Genomic DNA, 23,970 nt, shown 5'->3' with positions numbered 1-23,970 from the left:
ATAATTAAACTCATGGCCTCACAACTACGTGGCAATGACTTGCGGCAGCTCGGGTTTCCCGAGGGCCGCGCTATCGGGCTGGCGCTAGCGCAATTGCAGCGCAAAGAACACAAGCGCCTGCCCCAAACCGAGCAGCTGGCGCTGCTCAAGACCATCTTGACTAACCCCACCGACTACCTCACCGACCTGGCTTGGAGCCACACGGCGGCCGCACTCTTGCCGGCCCCGTCGCGGCACGTGGCGCTGGTGCCGCGCAAGGAGTACGCCACCTTCGGGGCCGAGCACATCGAGCAAGGCGCCATCCACCAGATGGAAACGGCCATGAAACTGCCCGTGACGGTGGCCGGCGCCCTCATGCCCGACGCCCACCACGGCTACGGCCTGCCCATCGGGGGCGTGCTGGCTACCGATAACGCAGTGATTCCCTACGCCGTGGGCGTGGACATTGGCTGCCGCATGGCGCTCTCGGTGTTTGACCTGCCGGCTAAGTACCTAGGGCAGCGTACCCAGGAGCTGCGCAATTTGCTGCTTGCCAACACTCGCTTTGGCGGCGGGCGTGGCTGGGACCGTGGCCAGCGCCTAGGGCACGACGTGCTGGAGCGCGACGAATTTGCGACGGTACCGTTTCTGAAAAACAAGCACGCCACAGCCGTGGAGCAAATCGGCACCTCGGGCTCGGGCAACCACTTTGTGGAGTTTGGGCTGGTCGAAATCACCGACCCGACCAACGACCTAGGGTTGCCCTTGGGCCAGTACGTAGGCGTGCTTTCGCACTCGGGCTCGCGCGGCCTGGGCGCGAGTGTGGCGAATCACTACACCGGCCTGGCCCGCGATGTGTGCAAGCTGCCCGCCGAAGCCCAATACCTGGCCTGGCTGGGCCTCGACACTGAGGCTGGCCAGGAGTATTGGGCCGCCATGACCCTTGCCGGCGACTATGCTTCGGCCTGCCACGAGCAGATACACCGGCGCCTAGCCAAAGCCTTGGGTGAGAAACCCCTGGCGAAAGTGGAAAACCACCACAACTTTGCCTGGAAAGAAACGCTAGCCGATGGCCGCGAGGTCATTACACATCGCAAGGGCGCCACACCGGCCGGCGCGGGCGTGCTCGGCATAATTCCCGGCTCCATGACGGCGCCCGGCTTTATTGTGCGTGGGCGCGGGGTACCGGCGTCGCTAGCCTCAGCCTCACATGGGGCGGGGCGCCTGCTGTCGCGCACCCGCGCCAAGGCCGAACTAGGCGAAGCCGAGGTGCGCCGCCACCTCGCCGACTATGGTGTGGAGCTCATTGGTGGCGGCCTCGACGAAGCCCCGATGGCTTACAAAGACATTCATACTGTGATGGCCAGCCAGCGCGAATTGGTAGATGTCCTAGGCTCCTTCACGCCCAAAATCGTGCGCATGGACGGGGCCTGATTATTTCCGGCCCCGCTAAATCCGGCTAGTCTGCCCGCCGCGTAAATGGGGCAGGCTCTTTGGAGTCGTGTTTTCATAAGTAGAAAGGCCTTCTCCTTTGGTGAAGGCTTTTTTTTGTGCCTGCCTAGGTGCCTAGGGCGCGGCACTCGGGCTAGGCGGCACCACTACCCGCACGGCATCGCCTACCCGAATAATGCCGCCCTGCGCAATGTGCGCTGTGAGGCCACCGTGCCCGCGCATGGCGTTGTAGCCGCCGGGGCCCAGTTCTTCCTCCATGCGTGAGCAGGGGTGGCACTCGCCGGTGATGTCGAGCAACACTTCCTCGCCGATTTGAATTTGGCGGCCTTTGAGGGCCAGCAGGTTCAGGCCGCTCACCACCAAGTTGCGCCGCAGGCGGCCTGGTGCCACCGGCTCGGGCAGCCCTAGGTAGCCTGCTACTGCACCTAGATGCTCGTGCTGAATGATAGTGAGCTGGCGTTTGCCGCCGGGCTTGGGGCTGGCATGGTCGCCGGCCAAGCGCTGGTCGGTGAGCACCTCGGCCTCGGGCACGGCTAGCAGTTCGGCGCGACGGGCTGGGCGCAGGCCTATCCATTCGAGCCGGCCCTGCTGGGGCAGGGTGGCGAGCAAGCGGGCTACGGTTGATTTATCGTCGCCAAAAAAAGGAAAAGCCATCAGGCAGATACAGTAATATAGTAGGAGTAGAAAGCGGAGTTTTAAGAGTAAAGTGCCGCTATGGGTAAGAAAACCGGGGTGGTGACGGCCGGGGCAAAAACTGCACTAAAGAAAGGAATTTATCCCAACTTCGGCGGTAGCCTTACGTAGATAGCCCAGCAGCCAGCCACCCGCGGGCCCCGGCCCGACCTAGGCGCTGCGTTCCTTTTGTTTATCCAACTTCTTTGTTCTATGGCTACCGACGCCCAAGCACACCCCAAAAAAGACAACCAAAGCGGCCTGACTTCGATGAAAGGAGCCGGTGAGCCCCAAACGAACTCGGCCGTGAACGTGCAGCCGATTCTTAACCAGCAGATAAAGGCACCTAACCCCACGCAGCGCTTTGGCACTGTAAGCCAGCGCCTGCCCATCGGCCTCGATGACCATGTGCGTCTAGAGAGCGTGCAGATGCTCAATCAGTTGCTGGCTGACACCATCAGCCTGCGCGACTTGTATAAGAAAAGCCACTGGCAGGTAGTAGGCCCTACGTTCTACCAGCTGCACCTGCTGTTCGACAAACACTACGAGGAGCAAGCCGAGCTAGTAGACACCATTGCAGAGCGCATCCAGATTCTGGGCGGCGTGGCCGTAGCAATGGCCTTCGACGTGGCCGAAATCACGAGCATTCCGCGCCCCCCGCGCGACCGTGAAGAAGCTCCTGTACAGATTTCGCGTCTGCTGGAAGCCCACCAGATTATCCTGAAAAACTGCCACGAGTATGCTAAGAAGGCCGACGAGTCGGGCGACGATGGCACCAATGACCTCGTAGTAAGTGACGTGATGCGTGCCAACGAACTGCAAGTGTGGTTCGTGTCGGAGCACGTAGTGGAGTCGCCGCTCACCCGCGCAGAATAGTCCTAGGTAGGCAAGCCTACCCTAATAGAAGCCCGGCCCCCGCAAGGAGGTCGGGCTTTTTGCGTGGGTAGTGCTGGGGAGGCGCTGCTTGCGGCGCGCCAGCACTAGTATCTTTAAGCCCCTTTTCCTGCGCATCATGTTTTCTGCCCGCCCCACTCCTGACCCGACGGCCCCGCCCGGGCCGCTGCTGCGGGCACTGCCAGGGCTGGTGCGGTGGCCCAACTTGGCCATCATGCTGCTAAGCCTGGTGCTGGTGCGCGGGCCACTATTGCAGCCCGGCCGGCCGCTCGGGGCGGCGCTGCTGGCGCCCAGCTTTGGGCTGCTGGTGGTGGCGGCGCTGCTGGTAGCCGCCGCAGGCTATATCATCAATGATTACTACGACGTTAAAATCGACGCTATCAACCGGCCCAGCCGGCTGGTGGTGGGGCGGCTGCTAGGGCGGCGCAAGGCCATGCTGGCGCACGTGGTGCTTAGTGGGGTAGGGGTAGTGCTGGCCGCGGCGTTGTCGTGGCGGCTGGGGCTTGTGACCCTCGGGGCAGCGCTGCTGCTGTGGGGCTACTCGGCCCGCTTCAAGCGCGTGGCGCTGGTAGGCAACGTCAGCATCGCCACCCTCACGGCGGCGCTAGTGCTGCTGCCCGAGCTGCAACTGCTGACAGGCCAAAAAGCCGTGTGGCTGTATGCACTGGCGGCTTTTTTGCTCACTGCGGTGCGCGAAATAGTAAAAGATATTGAAGACATGCGCGGCGATGCGCAGCACGACTGCCACACCCTGCCACTTGTGTGGGGTGTGGTGCGCAGCAAGTGGGTGGCCGGCGGCTTTCTAGCGTGCCTGGGCGTGCTGGTGCTAGGCGCGGCCTATGAGCTAATAAGCCTAGGGCGCTGGGCCCTAGGTGCTTGGCTGCTGCTGCTAGTGCTTTTGCCGCTGGTGTGGCTAGGCCGCCTGCTGTGGCGCGCCGACCGCCGCCGGCATTTTCGGCAACTTAGCGCGTGGTGCAAGGGCATTATGCTGGCCGGTGTATTGAGCATGTTGCTGGCGTAAAGGCGCCTTGAAACGTAGAGAATTAGCGCGATTTTCTGGTTGGGCTTGCGGATTGGCCGGGCACCTGGGTGGGTAGGGGCCAACCAGCAGGCCCCTAATTCCGTTGAGGCCCTCACTACTTCTTTTCTTCATCTTTATATATGCGCATTTTTCCGCTGCTGCTGGCAGGGTTACTAGGTGGGTCGCTCGTGAGCCAAGGCCAGGGCCTGCCAGCCGGCCAGCCCGATACTACCCGCACGCCTGGTACGCCCCCCCCTCCGCCCGTTAATATTCCTAAGCCGACCAAGAGAATCACGATTCTGCCTATCCCCGTGCTGTTTTATCAGCAGGAAACGGGCTTTGGCTACGGCCTGGGTGGGCTGCTAAGCGGCCGCTTTGGCACCGATACCATCACGCGCTCATCAAACGCTCGTGTGCAGTACTGGACCACGCAGGAAAGCCAGAACCTGCTCCAGTTTGTGCACACTATCTATTCGCCGGGCGAGAAGTTTTACCTCAACGGCGAGGTTAGCTCCTACAAAAACCGCCTCTACTACTTCGGCATCGGCAACGATGTATCGAATAGCAATCGCTCGTTTCTGGACTTCAACCTGTTCATTATCAACCAGCGTTTCCAGAAGAGCATCGCTCCCAACCGGTTTGTGGGCTTGCAGTACCGCTTTTCGCGGGTGTACAACATTGCGCCACAGCCGGGCCGCGTGAATGACAACGGCGACGAGATTGGCGGCACTAATTATTTTCAGGATGGCGACCCTCGCCTCGACGCGCGCCAGCGCCAAAACTTTGGCGTGTCGGGCCTAGGTCCGGTGTTTACCCTCGACACGCGTGACGTGGCCCTAGGAGCTTCGCGGGGCAACTTGCTTGACTTGCAGGTGATGTTCAATGGCAAGTACGTCGGCTCGGACTATAACTTCGTACGTTACCAGATTGACGCTCGCCACTTTCAGCCCATCTTCGGCAACAGAACCATTCTGGCCCTGCAGTACCTCGGGCAATTCCACTCGGGTACAGTGCCGTGGCATGCGCTGGCTGGCCTCGGCGCTAACCTAGGCGGCACGCTCTACGACAACGCCAACCTGATGCGCGGCATCTACGAGCAACGCTACCGCGACCGCCAGATGATGACCGCCCAGGCCGAACTGCGCCAGCACCTGTTCTGGCGCCTCGATGCCGCTGCCTTCCTAGGCGTGGGGCAAGTGGGCTATAATATCAGCGACTACACCTTCGGCGGCATTCACACGGCGGGCGGCGTAGGAGCACGCTTCAACTTCATCCGGCGCGACCGCGTGAACCTACGCTTTGACTACGCCTTTGGCACCGACCCCGGCTTCTACTTCGCCATTGGCGAAGCTTTCTAAAGCTAGCTAAAAGACTCCCGCGCCTAAGACTGACGCCAAAAAAGCCACGTAGCCTCCTCGGTTGCGTGGCTTTTTTGCCTAGGTGCCCAGTTGACTCTCGCTACTGCTTGAGGTTTATTGTGACTAATAATACTAGTTTTTTTATGAAAAATTGGATTTTGCTAAACAGTTGCTTTTTAGTAAAATACCCAGCTCATTTTGAAGCCACTGAGCTTATAACGCGAGTTGTTTGGGTCTCATAACCAAGTAGTGGCCTATCCTGGGCGTGCAAAGGGGCGTACACCTACTACCCTATGAGCAATCTTGCTACGCCCGCCCGTTTTCACGCCACGCGTGAAGCCATGGCCACCCCAGCACTGCTGCCTCGGCAAGCCCGGCTACCACGGCCCCTCACCACGCCCGCGCAACTAGCGCGTGCCTTGTGGCGCCAGCTGCCCCCGCCTGCCCCCGAGTTGCGGGCTTGCGTTATCATTCCGGCCAAGGATGAGGCGCATCACCTACCCGCTACCCTGGCTGCGCTGGCTACCCAAACTGCGCTCGACGGCACGCCCCTGTCCCTAGGGTGCCTAGAGATAATCGTGCTGGCCAACAACTGCCAAGACCACACCGCCGCCGTGGTGCGCCAGCTGGCGTATTGCTACCCCGGCTTGGCGCTGCACGTGGCCGAACTCCAACTGCCCGGCGAGCTAGCCCACGTAGGCCAAGCGCGCCGCCTGCTTATGGATGCCGCCGCCCAGCGCTTAGAGCTGACTGCCGGCCCCAATGGCCTCATTCTCAGCACCGATGCCGATACTCTGGTAGCACCCGACTGGCTCGCCGCCTGCCAGGCCGAAGTAGCGGCCGGTGCCGCGGCCGTAGGTGGGCGCATCCTCACCCGCCCCGACGACCCTGAGCCCGAAGAGCTAGTAGCCATAAACCCGTGTAGCGAGCCCTTGGTGAGCGACGCGCTGGCCGTGCGCCGCACCCAGCTTCGCGATGCTACTTACCACTTGCTGCGCAACCAGCTAGAGTGCCTGCTCGACCCCTGCCAGCATGACCCTTGGCCCCGCCACCACCAGCATTTTGGCGCCAGCCTGGCGCTTACCGTAGCGGCTTACCGCCAAGTAGGCGGCCTGCCCGTGGTGCGCTACCTCGAAGACGAAGCCTTGTGGCGCGCCCTGTGCCGCCACGACCTGCCCGTGCGCCACAGCCCTAGGGTGCGCGTGAGCACCTCGGCCCGCCAACAAGGCCGCGTAGAGGTGGGGCTGTCGTGGCAGCTGCGTGAGTGGGCTGCCAATGCCCAAGAGCAGCGTGAGCCTGAGGTAGAGTGTCCGCGCCAGCTCGCCGCCTTATGGCAGGCTCGTCGCGAGCTGCGTGCCTACTGGCAGCAGCGCAGCCAACCCACGCCCGCAGGCTTCCGCGAATGGGCCCTGATGCTGCGCGTGCAGGCCGGAGATATGTATGATAGGCTGCATGCCGCCCAGTCATTCGGAGCGTTTTGGGAATGGGTGCTGGGCACCCGCGCCAGCGCCATACTAGAGCAGCCTTACGATACCCGCGTGCCGCTCAGCGAAGCTTTGGCTTGGTTGCGCCAGGCCGTGCGCCAAGGAGAGAACTATTGCTAGCGCTGGCTGATAGCTCGGCCGCCGCTAACGCGGAATAGAATAGGAAAGGCTCATGGGTTGGGCAGCGCACCGTGCGCTGCCCAACCCATGAGCCTTTTTACTTGTGGCAATCGTAGAAATCTAGGCTAGTTTTTCTCTAGCAAATCGAGCCGGTACTTGTCGTGCCGCTGGCCCGTGAGGTGGCGTAGCGGGCCATCTGGCTGGGCTTTGGCTAAGAAAAATTCGTGCACTTCATCGCCGGTCTGGGGATAATCGGGCACAACGGGGGTCCAATGCACTAGCAGAAGCTGGCCACCAGTTGGCAGGGCCGCCAGCATTTGGTCGGCGGCGCGGGCCAAGTCGGCCGGCGAGAGGTAGTAGCCCACTTCCGACACTAGTATCAGGTCAAACTCGCCTTCTGGAAATTCGTTGGGCACCTGCATCTTCTTGACCTCCACCTGCGGCAAGCTTGCGCAGCGCTGCTTGGCTTGGGCCAGGGCTGCCTCGCTTACATCTACACTCAGCAGGTAGTCGCACAGCGGGGCCAGCTGGGCCGTGAGTACCCCAATAGAGCCGCCAATCTCAAACGCCCGATTGTAGTGGGGGCGGGGCAAGGCAGCTAAGGTCGCCGCGTACTTTTCACGCTCGTAGGGGCTGCTCGCAAACTGCCAGGGGTCGGTATTAGCCCGGTACACGTCGTCGAAGTAATCGGGCGCGAGGGTATTGGGTTGGTTTTCGTTCATAAGGTGGGAGCTTCTAGAAAGACTTCGGTAGGCTGGGCAAAATGCGCGAGCATAGATTCGGACAGCAGAAAGCCGCTGGGGTCGTCGGTGATGATGCCCGGCGCCAACTGCGAGCGGTGTGCCCGGATGGCGCGCTGCTTTTGGTTTAGTACGGGCGCAATGTCGAGCTGAAAGCCCACGGCTTCCTCTGCCCTAGGTAGGTCTTCGGGAGCGGCGCGCTCCCAGGCCCACACCACGTATTCGACGCGGCGCGGGGGCTGCGGCAATTGTACCAGCGCCGCGGCCGTAAGCTGGCTGGTGGCGCGGTGGTCGGGGTGGGGGTCGCGGCGCCAGGGCACCAGCACGGTGTCGGGCTGCTTTTCGCGCAGAAAATCGGCGAGCTGCGCCGCCGCTTCCGCAAAGCCGGGCTGGCCCTCGGTGGGCAGTGAGCCGTCGAGCAAATGCAGGTAGCGCACATTGTCATCGCGCTCGTCTACCCCGAGCACGCTCAGGGCGTGGCGCAGCTCGGCGTAGCGCAGCTCGCGCCGGGCCACAGCCGAAAAATCTTGGGAGTGCGGGTGCGACTGGCTGCCATCGCTGGTGAGCACGGCTGCTACGGGCTGGCCAGCCTGGCGTAAAAGTGCCAATAGGCCGCCGCAGCCCAGCGCCTCATCATCGGGGTGCGGAATGACGATGACGGTGGAACCTAGGGTCGCAGCAAAGTCGGCGGGCCGCCTGGGGTAGGCGAGAAAGGGAGAATCGGGAGAAGACAAGGGATGCTGCGTAGAGGCGAAAAGAAGGTGGCTCGAACTACAAAACTCAATCTACAGCGGTTGCCACAGCTCAAAGCTGGGCTTGTCTGAGTCAAGTGCAAAGCGGCCTGCCTCGGCCAGAATGGCGTCGGGGGCGGGCTGGCGCAAGTAGTGTGTGAGGTCACGGTGCAGGCGCTCGAAGGGCTCAGGCTGCAGCAGGCCCCGCGCGCCCACCGAGCGCTCGGCCAGCTGCAAGGTGCGGAGGCAGATTTCTTCGGTAGCGGTGCGCATGAGGTTGGCGTAGGCCAAGGCCGCGCTAATGGCGGCTGGGGCAGGAACATCACTGGCTTGCACCGGCAGCGGCACGCGGCTTGCGGCGCCGCGTAGCCAGCCTTGGCCGGCTTCGTGCATGGTCAGCATCTCGCCCAGGCGCTGGCGCTGGTAGGGGTCGTCGGTGCGGCCTAGGCTGCGCAAAAAGCGTCGGGTTTCGTCGAGCACCGCCGCGGCGCCACCTAGCTGCACCGCTGCAAAGCGCACCGCGCCGCCCCCAAACCACGGCTGTTTGTAGTAGTCATTGGGCTTGCCTAGTAGGCAGTCATTTTCGATTTCGAGGCGCTCGAAGTCGGCGATAAAGCTAGCGGTGGCCCGCATGCCTAGGGGCCGCCAAAAGCTGCGGTCTAGCGCGGGCCGCTGTTCGTCAGCAGGCAGCACCAGCATTTGCCAGCCGTGGTTGCCGGGCAGCGCGCCCGTGAGCAGCGGCCGCGTGATATGGCCTGACCCCGAGGCAAACGTTTTGGCACCGTGCAGGCGGTAGCGCCCATCGGCCAGAAACTCCAGCCGCACGCCGCGGGCCGGGTTCTCGGTGTTCCAAACCCCAAACACGTGGCCTGCGCGGGCATCGGCCGCAAACCGAGTTATTTGGGCCGGTGTGCCAAAGCGCTGTATTAGCAGCAAGGCATTGACGTGGCCCTCAAACAAGCGCCCTACGGCTAGGTTGCCACGGCCCACGTGGTAGAGTACTTGCAGCAGCGCCAGCGCAGCGGTAGGCTCGCCTAGGCCCATGCCACCTAGGGCAGTAGGCAGCGCGGCCGTGAGTAGCCCGGCCTCGCGCAGCCAAGCAAATTCCTGAGTCGGAAAGCCACCCACTTGGTCGGTGTCAGCGGCGCGGGCCAATAGGTGCGGGGCCAAGCGAGCGGCCGTAGTCACGGCCAGGGCTGGGGTAGGCGGACAGCTGGCGCACGCCACGCCAAGCGGAAGTAAGGGCGACAGCGACTGGGCGGTAACAGCCGATGGTAAGTCCTTTAGCATAAAATAAGAGCGCGAGTCGGTCAAAATGAGTGCCGTATGAACTAATCTTAACTGTAAAAGGGCCCTGCGAGTTACCTCTAGTGTACTAAATGCGGAGCGCTAGGAGGCCGGCGGGCAGCTTGGGGACGCCTGCTAGCGGGTGTACCTTCGCGGCATCAAACCGCTCACTGCACCGGCCTAGCCCGGCCACCGCCCGCGGTTTCTCCATTTTTTGCGCTTCACTGCTCCCCGTTTTATATGTCCGACCAACCCATTCGCGCCGCCCTGCTTTCAGTGTACCACAAAGACCGGCTGGCCCCGCTGGTAGCCACGCTGCGCCGCCTCGGTGTGCAGCTGTACTCCACTGGCGGTACCCAAAAGTTTTTAGAAGAGCAAGGCGCCGAAGTCACGGCCGTGGAAGACCTTACTGGCTTTCCTGAAGTATTTGGCGGCCGCGTCAAGACGTTGCACCCTAAGGTATTCGGCGGCATCCTGCACCGCCGCCACGAGCCCGGCGACTTGGCCCAGGCGCAGCAACATGGCATTCCGCCCATCGACCTAGTCGTGGTTGACTTGTACCCGTTTGAAGAAACCGTGGCCAGCGGCGCGCCTGAGGCCGACGTGATTGAAAAAATTGATATCGGCGGCATTGCGCTGCTGCGCGCCGCCGCCAAAAACTACCGCGACGTGCTGGTAGTAAGCTCGCGCGACCAGTACGAGGCCGTAACCGAGCTGCTCGAAAAAACCAACGGTAGCCCCACCCTAGAAGACCGCCGCCAGTATGCCGCTGCGGCCTTCGCCGCTACTAGCCACTACGATACCGAGATTTTCAAATACGTGAGCCAGGGTACCAGCCTCGAAGGTGGCAGCCAAGGCCCCAGCACCGTGCTGCGCTACGGCGAGAACCCGCACCAGAGCGGGGCCTTCCACGGCGACCTAAGCGCTCTATTCGACCAGTTGCACGGCAAGCAACTGAGCTACAACAACCTGGTAGACGTAGATGCCGCCGTGCAGCTCATGCGCGAGTTTGCCGAAGGCCCACCCGCCGTGGCTATCCTCAAGCACACCAACGCCTGCGGCGTAGCCCAGGCCGAAACCCTGCACACGGCCTACGTTAATGCCCTAGCCTGCGACCCAGTATCGGCTTTCGGCGGTGTCATCATCGTGAACAAGGAAGTAGACCTAGCCACCGCCGAAGAGCTGAACAAGCTGTTCTTTGAGGTGCTCATCGCGCCTAGCTTCGCCGCCGATGCGCAGCCACTGCTGCAAAGCAAGAAGAACCGCATTTTGCTGCGCCAAAAGCCGGTGGACTTCCCCAAAAAGCAGATTAAGACCTTGCTTAACGGCGTTATCGAGCAAGATGCCGACCTGCAAACCGAGTCGGCCCAGGACTTCCGCACCGTAACCAAGTCGGCCCCGACCGACGACGAGACCGAGGCGCTGGAGTTCGCCCTTAAAATCTGCAAGCACACCAAGAGCAACACCATTGTGCTGGCGCGCGCTGGCCAGTTGCTGGCTTCGGGTGTGGGCCAAACCTCGCGCGTCGATGCCCTGCGCCAAGCCATTGAGAAGGCTGGCAGCTTCGGCTTCGACCTGAAAGGGGCCGTAATGGCCTCCGACGCCTTCTTCCCTTTCCCCGACTGCGTCGAGATTGCGGCGGCCGCTGGCGTGCGCGCCGTGGTGCAGCCCGGCGGCTCCATTAAGGACCAAGACAGCATCGATGCTTGCGACCGCCTAGGGCTGGCAATGGTGCTGACCGGGGTGCGGCACTTTAAGCACTAAAAGTTGGACGTTAGGGCGGCCGTTTCGGCCGTACCTTTGTCTATTCATTTCCTCTGCTTCTCGCCGCCTTTTCTATAATGGGCTTCTTCAACTTCCTGACCAGCGACATCGCCATTGACCTGGGCACGGCCAATACGCTCATCATTCACAACGATAAAATCGTGGTGGATGAGCCTAGCATCATTGCCAAAGACCGCACTACTAATAAAGTCATCGCCGTGGGCAGCAAAGCCCAGCAGATGCACGAAAAGACCCACGATAACATCAAGACCATCCGGCCTTTGAAAGACGGCGTTATTGCCGACTTCCACGCCGCGGAGGAGATGATAAAGGGTCTTATCAAACTCATCGACACTCGCACGCGCCTGTTTCAACCCTCGCACCGCATGGTTATCTGCATTCCGAGCGGCATCACAGAGGTAGAGAAGCGCGCTGTGCGCGACTCGGCCGAGCACGCCGGGGCCAAGGAGGTGTGGATGATACAGGAGCCCATGGCCGCCGCCATCGGCATCGGCATCGACGTGGAGCAGCCCGTGGGCTCGATGATAATCGACATCGGAGGTGGTACCACTGAAATCGCCGTTATCGCCCTGTCGGGTATCGTCTGCGACCAATCTATCAAGACGGCCGGCGACGTATTCAACCAGGACATTCTCGACTACATGCGCCGCCAGCATAACCTGCTCATCGGCGAGCGCTCGGCCGAGCGTATCAAAATCGAAGTGGGCGCAGCTCTCACCGAGCTCGACCAAACGCCCCCCGACTACGAGGTGCGCGGCCGTGACCTGATGACGGGCATCCCGAAGGTGATTAAAGTAACGTCTTCCGAAATCGCCATTGCGCTCGACAAGTCGGTGGCTAAAATCGAGGAAGCTGTGCTGAAAGCCTTGGAAATCAGTCCGCCCGAGCTGTCGGCCGATATCTACGAGAACGGCATTCATCTGACGGGTGGCGGCGCCTTGCTGCGCGGCCTCGACAAGCGCTTGGCCGCCAAGACTAAGCTGCCCATCCACATTGCCGAAGACCCGCTGCGGGCTGTGGTGCGCGGCACCGGCAAGGCCATCAAGGATATCGTGGCCTTCCGGGGCGTGCTACTCACCTAATTTCTTATTCGTCATGCTGACGAAGGAAGCATCTTGGCAGGCTGGCGTTAGTGCTAAAAACTAACCCTAGCCTACCAAGATGCTTCCTTCGTCAACATGACAACTGTTTATGCGTAATCTCATTGCTTTTTTGCTGCGCTACCAAGGAGTTATGCTCTTTGTGCTGCTGGAGGTGGTGAGCTTGTACTTCTTCTTGACCAACAGCTCGTACCAGCGGGCCGCGTTTTTCAACTCGGCCAATGCCTATATGGGCGTGCTGCTGGCTCGCCGCACTCAGGTCACTGACTACTTCCGGCTCGATGAGCTGAATAAGCAGCTGCAAGCTGACAATGCCCAGCTGCGCCGCCAGCTCTTCCCCCCCGATTTTGCGCACCGCGAAGCCGACTCGCTGCCCGTGGGCCGCGACACGCTGGGCCGCATCGTGTACCGCCACCTGCACCCCGCTACCCCACAGGTATTGACGGCGCAGGGCCAGGGCCTGCTCGCGCAAAATGCCAAGCTGAAAGCTCAAAACTCGCTACGGCCCGACACGCTGCTTCTAGGTGGCAGCAAGCAGGCCACCCTGCCGCTAGTGCCAGCGCGCGTGATTAATAACTCGCTGCGCGACGTAGATAACTACTTGACCCTGAACGTAGGCAGTGCCGATGGTGTGCAGCCCGACCGCGGCGTTATCAGTGCGGCGGGGGTGGTAGGCAAAGTGCAAGCCGTGAGCGCGCACTACGCCCGCGTGGCCTCGGTGCTGCACTCCAAGCTGCAAGTGGCGGCCCAAATCAAGCGCGATGGCACCATTGGCAGCGTGAGCTGGCCGGAGGGTACTGACTACTCGCACGCCATGCTCGACTACATTCCGCGCCAAAACAAGCTCGTGAAGGGCGATTCGGTGGTGACCTCGGGCTATAACTCGGTGTTTCCAGCCGGCGTATTTATCGGCACTATTGAGTCGTTCACGACCGAGCCCAATAAGAATTTTTCGACCGTAACGCTGCGCCTAGGGGTCGATTTTAGCCGCCTCACCTACGTGTACGTGGTGCCCACGCCGCCCCGCGCCGAGCGCGATTCCTTAGAGCAGCATACCGGCGAGCTGCCGGCCCCCGTGAAGGCGGCCCAGGCCCAAGCCGCTAAAGCCAAAAAGCCATGAGCATCGTCGCAACCATCGGCGGACAGCTACTGCGCTTCGCCCTCTATGTAGGCCTCTACGTGCTGTTGTTCGACAACAGCAGCGTGGTACTGTTTGGCCTGGGCTGGAATTTCTTCTACCTAGGGTTTCTGTTGTTCTTGCCCATCAATACGCCCATTGCCTTGCAGCTGCTGCTAGGTTTTTGCATGGGCTTTGCTGTTGATATTGCGCACGATACGGGCGGGCTGCACGCCGCCGCGGCCGTGCTGCTGGCCTACCTACGGCCGTGGGTGCTGCGCCTGCTCACCCCGCGCGATGGCTACGATGCCCAGGACACTGTGAACGTGCACCAGATGGGCTGGCAGTGGTTTTTGGTGTACCTCTCGCTGCTCGTGACGGTGCATCACTTAGCCTTTTTCTTCCTCGAGCTGGGTTCCTTGCAGCACCCGCTCGTCACCCTAGGGCGGGTGGGTGTGAGCATCTTATACACCAGCGTAGTTATGCTGATAGTGCAGTTGTTATTCTTCCCGGTGCGGCGGGGGAGGGGGTAGGTTCAAGGAGCAATTGACAGACTGACTAAGTAGTCTGCGCATTGCTCCTTGCTAAATGTGCACTTGGCGCGGTTCTGGCATCTTTGGGGTATCACTGTTGTGTTTCCCATGCGCTACTTACTGCTGCTTGGCCTAGTTGGCTCGCTGTTAATGACTGCTTTTCTGGCCGATTCGGCCGCGCCCGGCCCTAACCCACCGCTGCCCGCGCAGTGGAAGAAAATTGATGCCCTGCTCAAAAAAGACCAGACGGCCACCGCCGCCCCGCTGGTCGAAAAAATATATCAGCAGGCCAAGCGCGAAAACAACGCCCCGGCTTACGTGCGGGCGCTGCTCTACAAAATCAGGCTGCTCAATAATAAAGAGAACGACGCCGACGAGAAGGCCATTGCCCTGCTCGAAGCCGACCTAAAAACAGCGCAATTTCCGGCCCGGCCCATTCTACATTCACTGCTGGCGGGGCTGTATGCCAACTACTATAACGAGCACCGCTACCAGCTCTACGAGCGCACCCCGGGCGCCGCGCCCAGCGCCGACCAAGCCACACCCGGCGCGGCCGATGGTGGCACTAGCCTCGCCACCTGGGATGCCAGCCGCCTCGGCGCGGCCATTGTGCGGCACTACTACCAGTCGGTAGAAGATGAGCCCCAGCGCCAGTTAAAAACTACCCTGGCCGCCCTAGGTGACCTCGCCACCGGTGGTGATGCCGAAGGCCGCCAGCGGCGCCCCACGCTCTACGACCTGCTGGCCCAGCGCGCCATCGCGGGCCTGCAAGACCAGGAGCTTTACATCACCCGGCCCGAGCAGCAGTTCGAGCCCACCGACCCCAAGCTATTCGGCAGCGCCCAGGAGTTTGCGGCGCTCAAGCTCGATGCCCCGGCCGCCGACTCGCTCAATGGCCAGCTGCACGTGCTTCGCTTGTTGCAGCGCTTCACCACGGCCCGCCTAGGTGCCGATAACCTAGCCGCGCTGGCCGATGTGGACTTGCAGCGCCTCGACTACCTGCACGGCCTGACGCAGGACACCGACCTAGGTGACCAATATGAGCCCGCCCTGGCCCGCTTGGCCGACGCCTACAAAGCGCTTCCTATCAGTACAGAGTTCATGGCCCGCCAGGCCGAGGCCCAGCGCGAAGCCAACCCCGTAGCGGCCGTGGCCCTGGCGCGCCAGGCCGAAGCCCGGTTTCCCAAGTCGCGCGGCGCGGCACGGGCGCGGACCTTACGCGCCCAGCTGGAGCAGCCCGAGGTCTCCTTCACGGCCACCGATATTGTGGTGCCTGGCCAGCCCTGGCGCCTCAATGTTACGGCTCGCAACGTGACCGAGCTGCGCGCTTGGGCGTATCGCATCACCTCGAAAGAGTGGGAGCAGGGTGCTGGTTATGACCCGCAAGACCGGCCGCTGGCCAAACGCTTTGCCCGGGCCTTGAAGGCAGCGCCGGCCGCTACCTGGCCGCTACCGCTGCCCGCGCACCCGCTCGACTACAAAGAGCACAAGTCGGTGGCGGCTGGTGCGGCGCTGCCAGCCGGATATTACCTCGTTTTGCTCAGCAATAAAGCTGTTCTTTCGACTGACCCAGCTGCAAGCTCGGCGCGAGGTGGTACCGTGACGGCCTATGCCCTGCTAGGCGCTAGCCAACTTAGCCTCGTGCACCGCCCCGCGGCCAGCGGCGCCACCTCGCTGCTACTGCTCGACCGGGCTACCGGGGCACCGCTGGCTGGGGTGAAAAGCCAGGCCAGCTTCAACGTGTACAATCGTGCCAAGCAGCGCGACGACCACCGCCTGGGCGACGTGCGGGCCACCGGTGCCACTGGCGAGGTAGAGCTACCGGGCCCCAACCCAGCCACCGACAACCTAGGGCGCGAGCAACTGCGCAACGTGCGCTCGTGGCTGGGCCGCGATACATTGCTAACGCCGCTCAATGGCTATTATCCTGGCAGCCCTACTGCCACGCAAGCGCAGCGCCGCACCTTCCTCTTCACCGACCGCGCCATCTACCGCCCGGGCCAAACGCTTTATTTCAAAGGCATCCTGACCGAGACCCTAGGTGCCAAAAACAGCCTCTTAGCTGGCCAGCCCGTGAGCGTGCGCCTCGTGGATGTAAATGGCCAAACCGCCCAAACGCTGACCTTTACCACCTCGGAATACGGTTCGTTTAACGGCTCGCTGGTGCTACCAGCGGGCTTGCTCAACGGCGAGATGACCCTGCAAACGGATAATGGCAGCCTGGGCTTTTCGGTAGAAGACTATAAGCGGCCTACCTTCCTGGTAACGCTCGACTCGGTCCCCGGCCGCCCGCAGCTTGGCCAGCAGCTGACCCTGAACGGCCGTGCGCGCGCCTACGCCGGGCAGGCCACCGATGGGGCTACCGTGAAATACCGCATCACGCGCCGCGAGCTATGGCCGCTATTTACCGAGTACGGCGGTTCCCGTGGGCGCCGCATCTACCCACCCAGTGGGGGGCGTAGCAGCCAGGAAATTGCCCATGGCACTACCACTACCGATGCTGAGGGGCGCTTCGTGCTCACCTTCACGCCGCCGCTGCCCGCTACCAAGTCGGGCCGCCGCTGGGAGCCAGGCTACCTGTTCGAAATAACCGCCGATGTGACCGATGCCGCCGGCGAAACCCGCACCGGCACCCGCAACGTGGTCATTGGCCGCAATCCGCTCAGCTTGCAGCTCGCCGGCCCCGAACTTATCGACCGGCAGCACCTGCCGGCTGTCACGCTGCTCGGCACCAACGCCACCGGCGAGCCGCTGCCCGCCACCGGCACCCTGCGCCTGCTGGCTCGCCGCTACCGCCCCAACCCGCCTGGCGTGCCCGGCCCCGCCCCCGAAACCCCGGACAACGAGGCGCCCGCCGAGCTAGTCAAGACGCTGCCCTTCGACACTAAAACTAGCGCCACGCTCGACCTAGGCGCCCTGCTGGCGGGCGTGCCCACCGGCCGCTACCGCCTCGAAGCCCAGGCCGCAGCGCCCGACACGGCCGCCCATGCCCGCCTCGACTTTGTGCTCTATGATACCCAGGCCAGCACCGTGCCCTACGCCACGCCCGACTGGTTTGCGGTGCCCGCTGATACGGTGGCCCCCGGTGGGCGCACCCTCGTGCTGCTAGGCAGCCGCGAGGCCGACGCCCGCATCTTGCTCGAAGTAGAGCGCGGCGGCCAGCTCCTGCGACAAGAGTGGCTGACCCTGAAGGCCGGCGAGCAGCGCCGCCTCGAAGTAGAAAGTGGCTTGGCCACTGCTCTAGGTCCGCTGCACATCCACACCACGCAAGTGCGCGACGGCCGCCTCTACCGCCACGATGCTACCGTGCAGGTGGTCGAGGAGCCCCAGCCACTGCGCCTCAGCATCGCCACCTTCCGCGACCGGCTCCAGCCTGGCCAGAAGGAAACCTGGCGTGTGACCATTCGGCAAGCCAACGGCCGCCCCGCTGAGGCCGAGTTGCTAGCCACACTTTATGACCAGAGCCTAGATGTATTCCGCAAGCACAGCTTTGAGGAGCTGGATTTTAGTGGAGAATACTATCCAGCGCGGTTTGGATGGCAAGGGAATTTTGAGGGCGTGAATTCGGAGTCTTTGGACGGTACTACGGACGCTGATTCAGACCTAGAAATCGTCAATTATCCAGAGTTAAATGATTGGCAACAGCATCTAGCAGAGACCGTTGAAATAAGAGAGAGAATTGTTTATAGCCGAGGTAAGCGCAGGGTAATGCTTACTCGTACTGTAAGAGGTGGGCTTGCACCGCAAGCAGACTCGGCTCCTGCCAATGCGATGCGTAGCATGGCCGCGGCGGCGCCTGCCCCTCCCAAGGTAGATACAGTAAAATTTACTCCTCCTGTTGTAGCAAAAGACAGTGAAGTAAGGTCGAGCCAAACTGCGCATAGCAAGCAAGAAAATCAGCAAGGTCCTGACCTTGCCACTGTGGCCACCCGCACCGACTTCCGCGAAACGGCCCTGTGGCAGCCCGCCCTGCACACCGACGCAACCGGCGATGTAGTGCTCGAATTTCAGATGCCCGAGGCCGTGACGCGCTGGCAACTGCTGGCCCTGGCCCACGACAAGCAGTTGCATACTGGCCAGCTGGCGCGTCAGCTTGTGACGCAGAAGGAAATCCAGATTACGCCCAACGCGCCGCGCTTCCTGCGGCCCGGCGACACGTTTACCTTCCCCGCCAAGTTCTCCAATCTCACCGACCGCACTCTCAGCGGCACGGCCCAGTTGTTCTTGCTCGATGCCGCTACCGGGCAAGACCTCACCAGCCAGCTGCTAAAAGGCAACGCTCAGCAATCCGTAACGGCCGCCGCTCACCAAAGCGTGGCCCTAGGGTGGCAATTGAGTCTACCCGCCGACTTTGCGCCCACAGCCGTGACCTACCGAGTCGTAGCTCAAGCCGGGGGAGAAGACGCGAAAGGCAAGCGTACTAAAAAGCAAGCAGCGCCAAGTGCCATCTACTCCGACGGCGAGGAAAATACCCTGCCCGTATTGCCCAACAAAATCCTTATTACCGAAAGCCTGCCGCTGCCCATCGTGGGCCCTGGCACCCGCACCTTCGAGCTGAAGAAGCTCACTAGCACCAGCAGCTCCACCCGGCGCAACTACTCCCTCACGCTGGAGCTGACCGCCAACCCCGCCTGGTACGCCGTGCAAAGCCTGCCTTACCTCATGGAGTACCCCTACGAGTGCTCCGAGCAGGTATTCAGCCGCCTCTACGCTAACCTATTGGCGGCCCAAATCCTGAAGGCTAACCCGCGCTTCAAAACCATGTTGGCCGAGTGGCAGCGCCAAGCCCAGAGCGGCACTGCGACGCAGCGCGAGCAGCTTAGCAGCAAGCTTGCCCAAAACCAGGACCTCAAAAATCTGCTGCTGCAAGAAACCCCCTGGGTGCGCGATGCCCAGACCGAAACCGAGCGCCTGGCCCGCCTAGGTACCCTTTTCGACGAGCCGCGCCTGCAAGCCGAAACCACTCGCGCCCTGGCCAAGCTGCAAGCCATGCAACTGCCCGATGGCTCGTTTCCATGGTTTGAGAAGATGCCGGCCGACCGCTACATCACCCAGCTCATCGTGGCGGGCTTCGGCAAGCTCAAGAAGCTAGGTGCCTTTGATGCTAGCCAAAACGACGTAGCCAGCCCGCTGCTACAAAATGCGCTGCGCTACCTCGATGGCGCTACTGCCCGCGACTACGCCGAGCTGCGGCAGCAAAAGGGGGTGAAGCTCGCCGCCGACCACCTAGGCGACCTGGCGGTGCAGGCGCTGTATGCCCGCAGCTTCTGGACCCAGCCCGCCCCGGCCGCGACTGCTCAGGCGGCCTATACCTACTACCGCGGCCAGGCCGCTACCTACTGGCCCGCCCAATCGCGCTACTTGCAAGCCCAGCTAGCCTTGACGCTGCACCGCGAAAACAAAGCTGCCCCGGCAACCCAAGCCATTCTGCGTGCGCTCACCGAAAATGCCCTGCACTCGCCCGACCTAGGCATGTATTGGAAAGACGTGCGCGGCGGCTACTACTGGCGCGAGGCCCCCACCGAAACCCAAGCCACGCTCATCGAGGCTTTTGATGAAATCAAGAATGACCAGAAGTCGGTAGAGGAGATGAAGCTCTGGCTGCTTACCCAAAAGCAAACTCAGCATTGGGAAAGCACTCGCGCCACCGCCGACGCTTGCTATGCCCTGCTGCTGCGCGGCACCGACTGGACGGCCACCGCGCCCACGCTGCAAGCCACCGTGGGCGGCCAGCCTGCCCCGGCGGCCCCCGCCCAGGCGGGTACTGGCTACCTCAAAACTACCTGGCCTGCCGCTGAAGTAAAGCCCGCCCTAGGTAAGGTTACCCTGACCAAGCCCAGCCCGGGAGTGGCCTGGGGCGCGCTCTACTGGCAGTACTTTGAGGACCTCGACAAGGTGACGCCCGCCACCACGCCGCTCAGCCTGGAGCGCCAGCTTTACCGCGAAACTCGCACCGCTAGCGGTCCGCAGCTTGAGCCCCTCACGGCGGCCACGCCGCTGCGCGTAGGCGATGCGTTGGTGGTGCGCCTCGTACTACGCACCGACCGCGCCCTCGAATACGTGCACCTCAAAGACCAGCGCGCTGCTGGCCTCGAGCCTCTCAATCAGCTCAGCGGTTACCGGTACCAAAACGGCCTAGGGTACTACGAGAGCCCCCGCGACGCAGCCACCAATTTCTTCCTAGGGGTGGTGCCGCGGGGCACGCACGTATTCGAATACCGACTGCGGGCCAGCCAGGCTGGCGACTTCTCGGGCGGCCTTAGCCAGGTGCAGTGCCTGTACGCACCCGAGTTTGGGGCGCAGTCGGCGGGGCAGCGCCTGCACATTGCCGAAGCCACAAAATAGGATAAATCCCGGCTTCAAGCACTGCTTGCGGTACCCGGCGTTAGAGCCTCTGATACAGCGCTAGTTGGCAGTCGCCAGCGCGAGCAGCGGTTGAAAAAAGACCGTTGCTAGAGGTGCCACAGCCTTGGTAGGTCAGGGTCAACGGCTTATTTTTGTTTTTCCTAAACAACTCATTAAGTTATTGATGCGGAAGTTAATTGCCCTTTGTGCCCTGCTGCTGAGCGCTTCAGCCGCTATGGCCCAAGCCGATAAAGCCCCGGCCGTAACCAAACTGCCCGGCGAGGAAAAACTGAGTATCCGTGAGCGGGCCGAGCGCGACTTTCTGATGCCCATCCGCCGCAAGAAAATGGCTGAAATGACGAAGGTGATGGCCTCGTCGGCCGAGCTGGAAAGCACTGCTGCCCCCGAACTAGATGCTGTTACCCACGATGCCGAAGCTGCCGAAGTTCGTCCCGAAGACGTAGCCGTCGTCACGCACGCCGAGCGCCACACGGCGCTGCGCCACTACAGCCGCGCGCGCAGCACCCGCCACCACAGCACCGCTACCAAGGCCAAAGCCACCAAGCGTAGCAGCAAAACCGCTCGCCACACCAAGGCCATTAAAGCCACTGCGCACCGCACCACCAAGAAGGTAGTTGCGCATAAGACTAAGACAAAAACTAAAAAGGCCACTACGCATCATACGGCCGCTAAGAAGGTTACCAAGACCAAAGCCAAGCGCCACCGCCGCTAGTCTTGCACAAGTACAAGCCCAAAGGAAAGGGGCCCGGTCAATACTGACCGGGCCCCTTTCCTTTGGCCACTGGCTAAGCGATGCTTGCCACTACTCGCGGTGGGCCGCCAGCTTCTCGTGGTGGTTATCCTCGGCTTCTTCTACCGAATGGGTTTCGCCTAGGTCGTTATCCTCCTTGGCTTTTTCGGCCAGCAGGCAGTAGAACTGGTGAATAAGCTTGATTTCCTCCTCTGAGAAGTCCTGGGCATTAATCAAGCGGTTGCTGGCTCCTTTGGTAGCAGCCAGCAGCTCATTGAGCTTGAGATGCAGCACGAGCGAGTCTTTGTTTTGGGCCCGCTGAATGAGGAATACCATCAAGAAGGTGATGATGGTAGTGCTCGTGTTGATAACCAATTGCCAGGTTTCGGAATACTGAAAAAAGGGGCCCGTTGCAGCCCACAGCAGCACGAGGCCCACCGCGCTTACAAATACGGCCGTGGAGCCCGAGTACTGCGTGGTTTTTTCAGCAAAGCGACCAAAAAAGGATTGTTTGGTAGCAGCCATGAGCGAAAATTGAAAAAAAGATGAGTAGGCAAAGCTGAGCTAAGACCTTGCCAAAGAACTCACAGGCTTCATGAAGGACAATTGAAGAGCTTAATTTTTCAGGCATTTTTTGGTCCAGTGTTGCGTAGAAGCAAATTGGGCGCGTACATTTGCACCCGCTTTGCCACCTCAGCGAAGCCGGCCAATAAGCCGCCCAAGTTGCCGATTGCCTTTTGCGCACGTGGTGAAACTGGTAGACACGCCATCTTGAGGGGGTGGTGCCTTCGGGTGTGGGAGTTCGAATCTCCCCGCGCGCACGCAAAAACAAAAAGCCCGCTGCAAAGCGGGCTTTTTTGGTATTACAGCTTTCTACTCGCTTGGCTGATAGGAGCGAGCCGAGCGGCTACCTAGGCAGCCTGCTCAAAGGGATTGGCGGGCACCACCAACACCACGCGCTCACGCTCTACCACTACCTGCCCTGGCAGTGCGCCCTTGGGCTTGCGCACAAACTTCTTAGGCGTCACCGTTACGGGGCACAGCGAGTCGTGCTGGCGGCGCGAATACCAGCCCGCTAGCTGGGCGGCGCGCTCTACCACGGGCTCAGGCACCGTGTGCCCAGCCCGGTGCCGAATAACCACGTGCGAGCCCGTAACATCTTTAGCGTGCAGCCAGAGGTCGTCTTTGTGCGCGTACTTCTGAGTTAGCAAGTCGTTGTTGGCCGCGTTGCGCCCCACTAGGATGGTGAAGCCATGGTCTTCGAATATTTTAAAAGGTAGCTCAGTGCTTGCCTTGACCGCCGTAGCCGGGTCTAGGCCGTGCTGCTTGCGCCAAGCGCGCAGGCTGCGCAATTCGTGCAGCGTAGGCTGTGTATCGAGCTCTTCCAGCAGCTCCAGCATTTGCAGGGCTTCAGCTTCGCGCCGGGTAATGCGCTCGCTAAGTTGGCGCTCCTCTATTTGCTGGTTTTTGGCTTTTCGGTAAAGGTTTTCGGCGGTACGCTGCGGCTTTTCGAGGGGCTTGAGCTTAAGTACCACTGGCTCGTTGGTGTAGAAGTCAATAACCTCAAGCTGCGTAGCGCCAGGCTGAATTTCGTGCAGGTGAGCCATCAGCAAGTCAGCCCGGTGGCGATAGCCAGCCTCATGAGCCAGCGCATGTAAGCGCTGCCGTGCCAGGTGCGCGCTGGTACTGGCCTCATCGGCCCGGCGCTCGAGCAATTGGCGCAGCTGGCGGCGTTCGGTTTCGAGCGCCCGGCGGCCCAGCGCCAGCGGCACAAACCGCCGTAGCGCCCCAATGGGGTCATCGCCTGGTAGCGTTTGCAGCAGGGTACCTAGGGGCACGAGGCTAAGCCGGGTGCGCCCATCCAGCTGGATGAGGTAGTAATGCGCCGGTTGCTCTAGTTCGGCAAGTAATTCTTGGGCTAAGCGCTGCTTGGTTTCGGGTGGGGCAGGGTCATAGCCGCGCTGCTCGCGAAGAAAGCGGGCCGGCAGGTCGGCCAGCGCGGGCGGTAGCTTACCGGTGGCGCCGATAGGCGGAAGGTCGGCTGTGGCGGCCGGCTGCAAGTCGGCATCGGCGGTATAGCGCTGGTGAAACAGCTGGGCCGGCGCACCCGAAGCGGGCCGAAAAATAGCGTTCGGACGCGGCCCATATAGTTTGAAGACAAGCGTAGCACCGTCTTCCGCAAATGTGAATTGCAGCACCCGGTCCTGGGGCCAGGCCGTGACCTCGGCCACCGTGCAGCTCAGCAGCTCGGGCAGTAGGTCTACCGAGTTTTGGCGCGCGCGCTGGAAGGTTTCGGGTAAGGCCAGGGCCGGGAAGGCAGCCCCCAATTGTGCTTTTAGCCAAAATTCAGTGCCCGTATTGCTCAGTAAGCCTACTACCAATTCGTCCTTTTCCTGTGAAAAGCAGCTGGCCACACGGTAGCCGTGTAGCTGCTTGGTGAGAGCCGGAGCTAGCTGACGCAGGAAATAATAGTTGGTGTGCATGTTGAGAAGAGGACAGGCCTAACTTACATTTTGGTCAGCAAAAGTGCCTGTTTAAAATAGCGTTCAGCGCAGCGAATCTCCAGCCAAAAAAGGCCAGTCCAAAACAAAGCCATAACGC

General features: G+C 61.6%; 17 protein-coding genes and 1 tRNA gene. 12 read left to right on the top strand and 6 right to left on the bottom strand.

Annotation, left to right across the window (positions count from 1 at the left end):
* Positions 1 to 12 precede the first annotated feature (12 nt).
* Positions 13 to 1,413 carry an RtcB family protein gene (locus tag FNT36_RS03900; protein ID WP_144844553.1) on the top strand — a complete coding sequence of 467 codons (1,401 nt, stop codon included), beginning with the start codon at positions 13 to 15 and terminating at the stop codon, positions 1,411 to 1,413.
* Between the two features lie 132 nt (positions 1,414 to 1,545).
* On the opposite strand, the gene FNT36_RS03895 is transcribed toward FNT36_RS03900, so the two are convergent.
* Positions 1,546 to 2,085 (bottom strand): MOSC domain-containing protein, encoded by a 540-nt coding sequence (locus FNT36_RS03895; RefSeq protein WP_144844551.1) that lies wholly within the window; start codon positions 2,083 to 2,085, stop codon positions 1,546 to 1,548.
* Between the two features lie 231 nt (positions 2,086 to 2,316).
* On the opposite strand from FNT36_RS03895, the gene FNT36_RS03890 reads away from it, so the two are divergent.
* The 4 genes from FNT36_RS03890 to FNT36_RS03875 all read left to right on the top strand — a co-directional run bounded on the left by FNT36_RS03890 (position 2,317) and on the right by FNT36_RS03875 (position 6,980).
* On the top strand, positions 2,317 to 2,979 hold the full coding sequence (locus tag FNT36_RS03890; protein ID WP_233635662.1) for a Dps family protein: 663 nt from the start codon (positions 2,317 to 2,319) through the stop codon (positions 2,977 to 2,979).
* 136 nt (positions 2,980 to 3,115) lie between these two features.
* A complete protein-coding gene (locus tag FNT36_RS03885) occupies positions 3,116 to 4,018 on the top strand; it encodes a geranylgeranylglycerol-phosphate geranylgeranyltransferase (RefSeq protein ID WP_144844550.1) in 903 nt (300 codons plus the stop codon).
* A gap of 140 nt (positions 4,019 to 4,158) precedes the next feature.
* Positions 4,159 to 5,376, top strand: a complete 1,218-nt coding sequence (locus FNT36_RS03880; RefSeq protein ID WP_144844548.1) for a BamA/TamA family outer membrane protein — start codon at positions 4,159 to 4,161, stop codon at positions 5,374 to 5,376.
* A 293-nt stretch (positions 5,377 to 5,669) separates the two neighbouring features.
* Positions 5,670 to 6,980 carry a glycosyltransferase gene (locus FNT36_RS03875; protein ID WP_144844546.1) on the top strand — a complete coding sequence of 437 codons (1,311 nt, stop codon included), beginning with the start codon at positions 5,670 to 5,672 and terminating at the stop codon, positions 6,978 to 6,980.
* 125 nt (positions 6,981 to 7,105) lie between these two features.
* Here the strand turns inward: FNT36_RS03875 and FNT36_RS03870 are convergent, their stop codons facing one another.
* The 3 genes from FNT36_RS03870 to FNT36_RS03860 are packed head-to-tail and all read right to left on the bottom strand — an operon-like array spanning position 7,106 to position 9,741.
* Complete coding sequence (locus tag FNT36_RS03870; RefSeq protein WP_144844544.1) at positions 7,106 to 7,702, bottom strand: class I SAM-dependent DNA methyltransferase; 597 nt, start codon at positions 7,700 to 7,702, stop codon at positions 7,106 to 7,108.
* Positions 7,699 to 8,454, bottom strand: a complete 756-nt coding sequence (locus FNT36_RS03865) for a PIG-L deacetylase family protein (protein ID WP_144844542.1) — start codon at positions 8,452 to 8,454, stop codon at positions 7,699 to 7,701. The genes FNT36_RS03870 and FNT36_RS03865 overlap by 4 nt, the downstream gene beginning before the upstream one ends.
* A 51-nt stretch (positions 8,455 to 8,505) precedes the next feature.
* Positions 8,506 to 9,741: an acyl-CoA dehydrogenase family protein gene (locus FNT36_RS03860; RefSeq protein WP_144844540.1), complete on the bottom strand. Its 1,236-nt coding sequence runs from the start codon at positions 9,739 to 9,741 to the stop codon at positions 8,506 to 8,508.
* Positions 9,742 to 9,978: 237 nt separating this feature from the next.
* Here FNT36_RS03860 and purH point away from each other — a divergent pair, with 237 nt between their 5' ends.
* The 6 genes from purH to FNT36_RS03830 all read left to right on the top strand — a co-directional run bounded on the left by purH (position 9,979) and on the right by FNT36_RS03830 (position 21,351).
* Entirely contained in the window at positions 9,979 to 11,502 is a 1,524-nt protein-coding gene (purH, locus tag FNT36_RS03855; RefSeq protein WP_144844538.1) for a bifunctional phosphoribosylaminoimidazolecarboxamide formyltransferase/IMP cyclohydrolase, read from the top strand.
* 77 nt (positions 11,503 to 11,579) lie between these two features.
* Positions 11,580 to 12,605: a rod shape-determining protein gene (locus tag FNT36_RS03850; protein ID WP_144844536.1), complete on the top strand. Its 1,026-nt coding sequence runs from the start codon at positions 11,580 to 11,582 to the stop codon at positions 12,603 to 12,605.
* A gap of 109 nt (positions 12,606 to 12,714) precedes the next feature.
* Positions 12,715 to 13,743 carry a rod shape-determining protein MreC gene (mreC, locus tag FNT36_RS03845; RefSeq protein ID WP_144844534.1) on the top strand — a complete coding sequence of 343 codons (1,029 nt, stop codon included), beginning with the start codon at positions 12,715 to 12,717 and terminating at the stop codon, positions 13,741 to 13,743.
* A complete protein-coding gene (locus FNT36_RS03840) occupies positions 13,740 to 14,273 on the top strand; it encodes a hypothetical protein (protein ID WP_233635661.1) in 534 nt (177 codons plus the stop codon). Before mreC ends, FNT36_RS03840 begins: the two co-directional genes overlap by 4 nt.
* Before the next feature lie 108 nt (positions 14,274 to 14,381).
* Positions 14,382 to 20,618 (top strand): alpha-2-macroglobulin family protein, encoded by a 6,237-nt coding sequence (locus tag FNT36_RS03835; protein ID WP_144844533.1) that lies wholly within the window; start codon positions 14,382 to 14,384, stop codon positions 20,616 to 20,618.
* A gap of 235 nt (positions 20,619 to 20,853) precedes the next feature.
* Complete coding sequence (locus FNT36_RS03830; RefSeq protein ID WP_233635660.1) at positions 20,854 to 21,351, top strand: hypothetical protein; 498 nt, start codon at positions 20,854 to 20,856, stop codon at positions 21,349 to 21,351.
* A 90-nt stretch (positions 21,352 to 21,441) separates the two neighbouring features.
* Here the strand turns inward: FNT36_RS03830 and FNT36_RS03825 are convergent, their stop codons facing one another.
* The gene (locus FNT36_RS03825) at positions 21,442 to 21,894 is read right to left on the bottom strand and encodes a low affinity iron permease family protein (protein WP_144844529.1); all 453 of its coding nucleotides are present in this window, start codon (positions 21,892 to 21,894) and stop codon (positions 21,442 to 21,444) included.
* A gap of 214 nt (positions 21,895 to 22,108) precedes the next feature.
* Between FNT36_RS03825 and FNT36_RS03820 the strand changes: the two genes are divergently transcribed.
* A tRNA-Leu gene (locus tag FNT36_RS03820) sits at positions 22,109 to 22,190 on the top strand.
* 90 nt (positions 22,191 to 22,280) lie between these two features.
* On the opposite strand, the gene FNT36_RS03815 is transcribed toward FNT36_RS03820, so the two are convergent.
* Positions 22,281 to 23,852: an NFACT RNA binding domain-containing protein gene (locus tag FNT36_RS03815; RefSeq protein ID WP_144844527.1), complete on the bottom strand. Its 1,572-nt coding sequence runs from the start codon at positions 23,850 to 23,852 to the stop codon at positions 22,281 to 22,283.
* Between the last annotated feature and the right edge of the window lie 118 nt (positions 23,853 to 23,970).

This window comes from Hymenobacter setariae (assembly GCF_007713685.1).
Classification (GTDB): domain Bacteria; phylum Bacteroidota; class Bacteroidia; order Cytophagales; family Hymenobacteraceae; genus Hymenobacter; species Hymenobacter setariae.
The sequence above is the reverse complement of the archived record's forward strand: the minus strand, read 5'-3'. Positions and strand labels throughout refer to the sequence as shown.

Bases quoted from the DNA above. Each gene is read 5' to 3' on its own strand.
- FNT36_RS03850 (WP_144844536.1), top strand. From the start codon at position 11,580: ATGGGCTTCTTCAACTTCCTGACCAGCGACATCGCCATTGACCTGGGC.
- FNT36_RS03890 (WP_233635662.1), top strand. From the start codon at position 2,317: ATGGCTACCGACGCCCAAGCACACCCCAAAAAAGACAACCAAAGCGGC.
- FNT36_RS03860 (WP_144844540.1), bottom strand. From the start codon at position 9,741: ATGCTAAAGGACTTACCATCGGCTGTTACCGCCCAGTCGCTGTCGCCC.
- FNT36_RS03895 (WP_144844551.1), bottom strand. From the start codon at position 2,085: ATGGCTTTTCCTTTTTTTGGCGACGATAAATCAACCGTAGCCCGCTTG.
- FNT36_RS03835 (WP_144844533.1), top strand. From the start codon at position 14,382: ATGCGCTACTTACTGCTGCTTGGCCTAGTTGGCTCGCTGTTAATGACT.
- FNT36_RS03870 (WP_144844544.1), bottom strand. From the start codon at position 7,702: ATGAACGAAAACCAACCCAATACCCTCGCGCCCGATTACTTCGACGAC.
- purH (WP_144844538.1), top strand. From the start codon at position 9,979: ATGTCCGACCAACCCATTCGCGCCGCCCTGCTTTCAGTGTACCACAAA.
- FNT36_RS03825 (WP_144844529.1), bottom strand. From the start codon at position 21,894: ATGGCTGCTACCAAACAATCCTTTTTTGGTCGCTTTGCTGAAAAAACC.
- FNT36_RS03900 (WP_144844553.1), top strand. From the start codon at position 13: ATGGCCTCACAACTACGTGGCAATGACTTGCGGCAGCTCGGGTTTCCC.
- FNT36_RS03875 (WP_144844546.1), top strand. From the start codon at position 5,670: ATGAGCAATCTTGCTACGCCCGCCCGTTTTCACGCCACGCGTGAAGCC.
- FNT36_RS03880 (WP_144844548.1), top strand. From the start codon at position 4,159: ATGCGCATTTTTCCGCTGCTGCTGGCAGGGTTACTAGGTGGGTCGCTC.
- mreC (WP_144844534.1), top strand. From the start codon at position 12,715: ATGCGTAATCTCATTGCTTTTTTGCTGCGCTACCAAGGAGTTATGCTC.
- FNT36_RS03885 (WP_144844550.1), top strand. From the start codon at position 3,116: ATGTTTTCTGCCCGCCCCACTCCTGACCCGACGGCCCCGCCCGGGCCG.
- FNT36_RS03830 (WP_233635660.1), top strand. From the start codon at position 20,854: ATGGCCCAAGCCGATAAAGCCCCGGCCGTAACCAAACTGCCCGGCGAG.
- FNT36_RS03815 (WP_144844527.1), bottom strand. From the start codon at position 23,852: ATGCACACCAACTATTATTTCCTGCGTCAGCTAGCTCCGGCTCTCACC.
- FNT36_RS03840 (WP_233635661.1), top strand. From the start codon at position 13,740: ATGAGCATCGTCGCAACCATCGGCGGACAGCTACTGCGCTTCGCCCTC.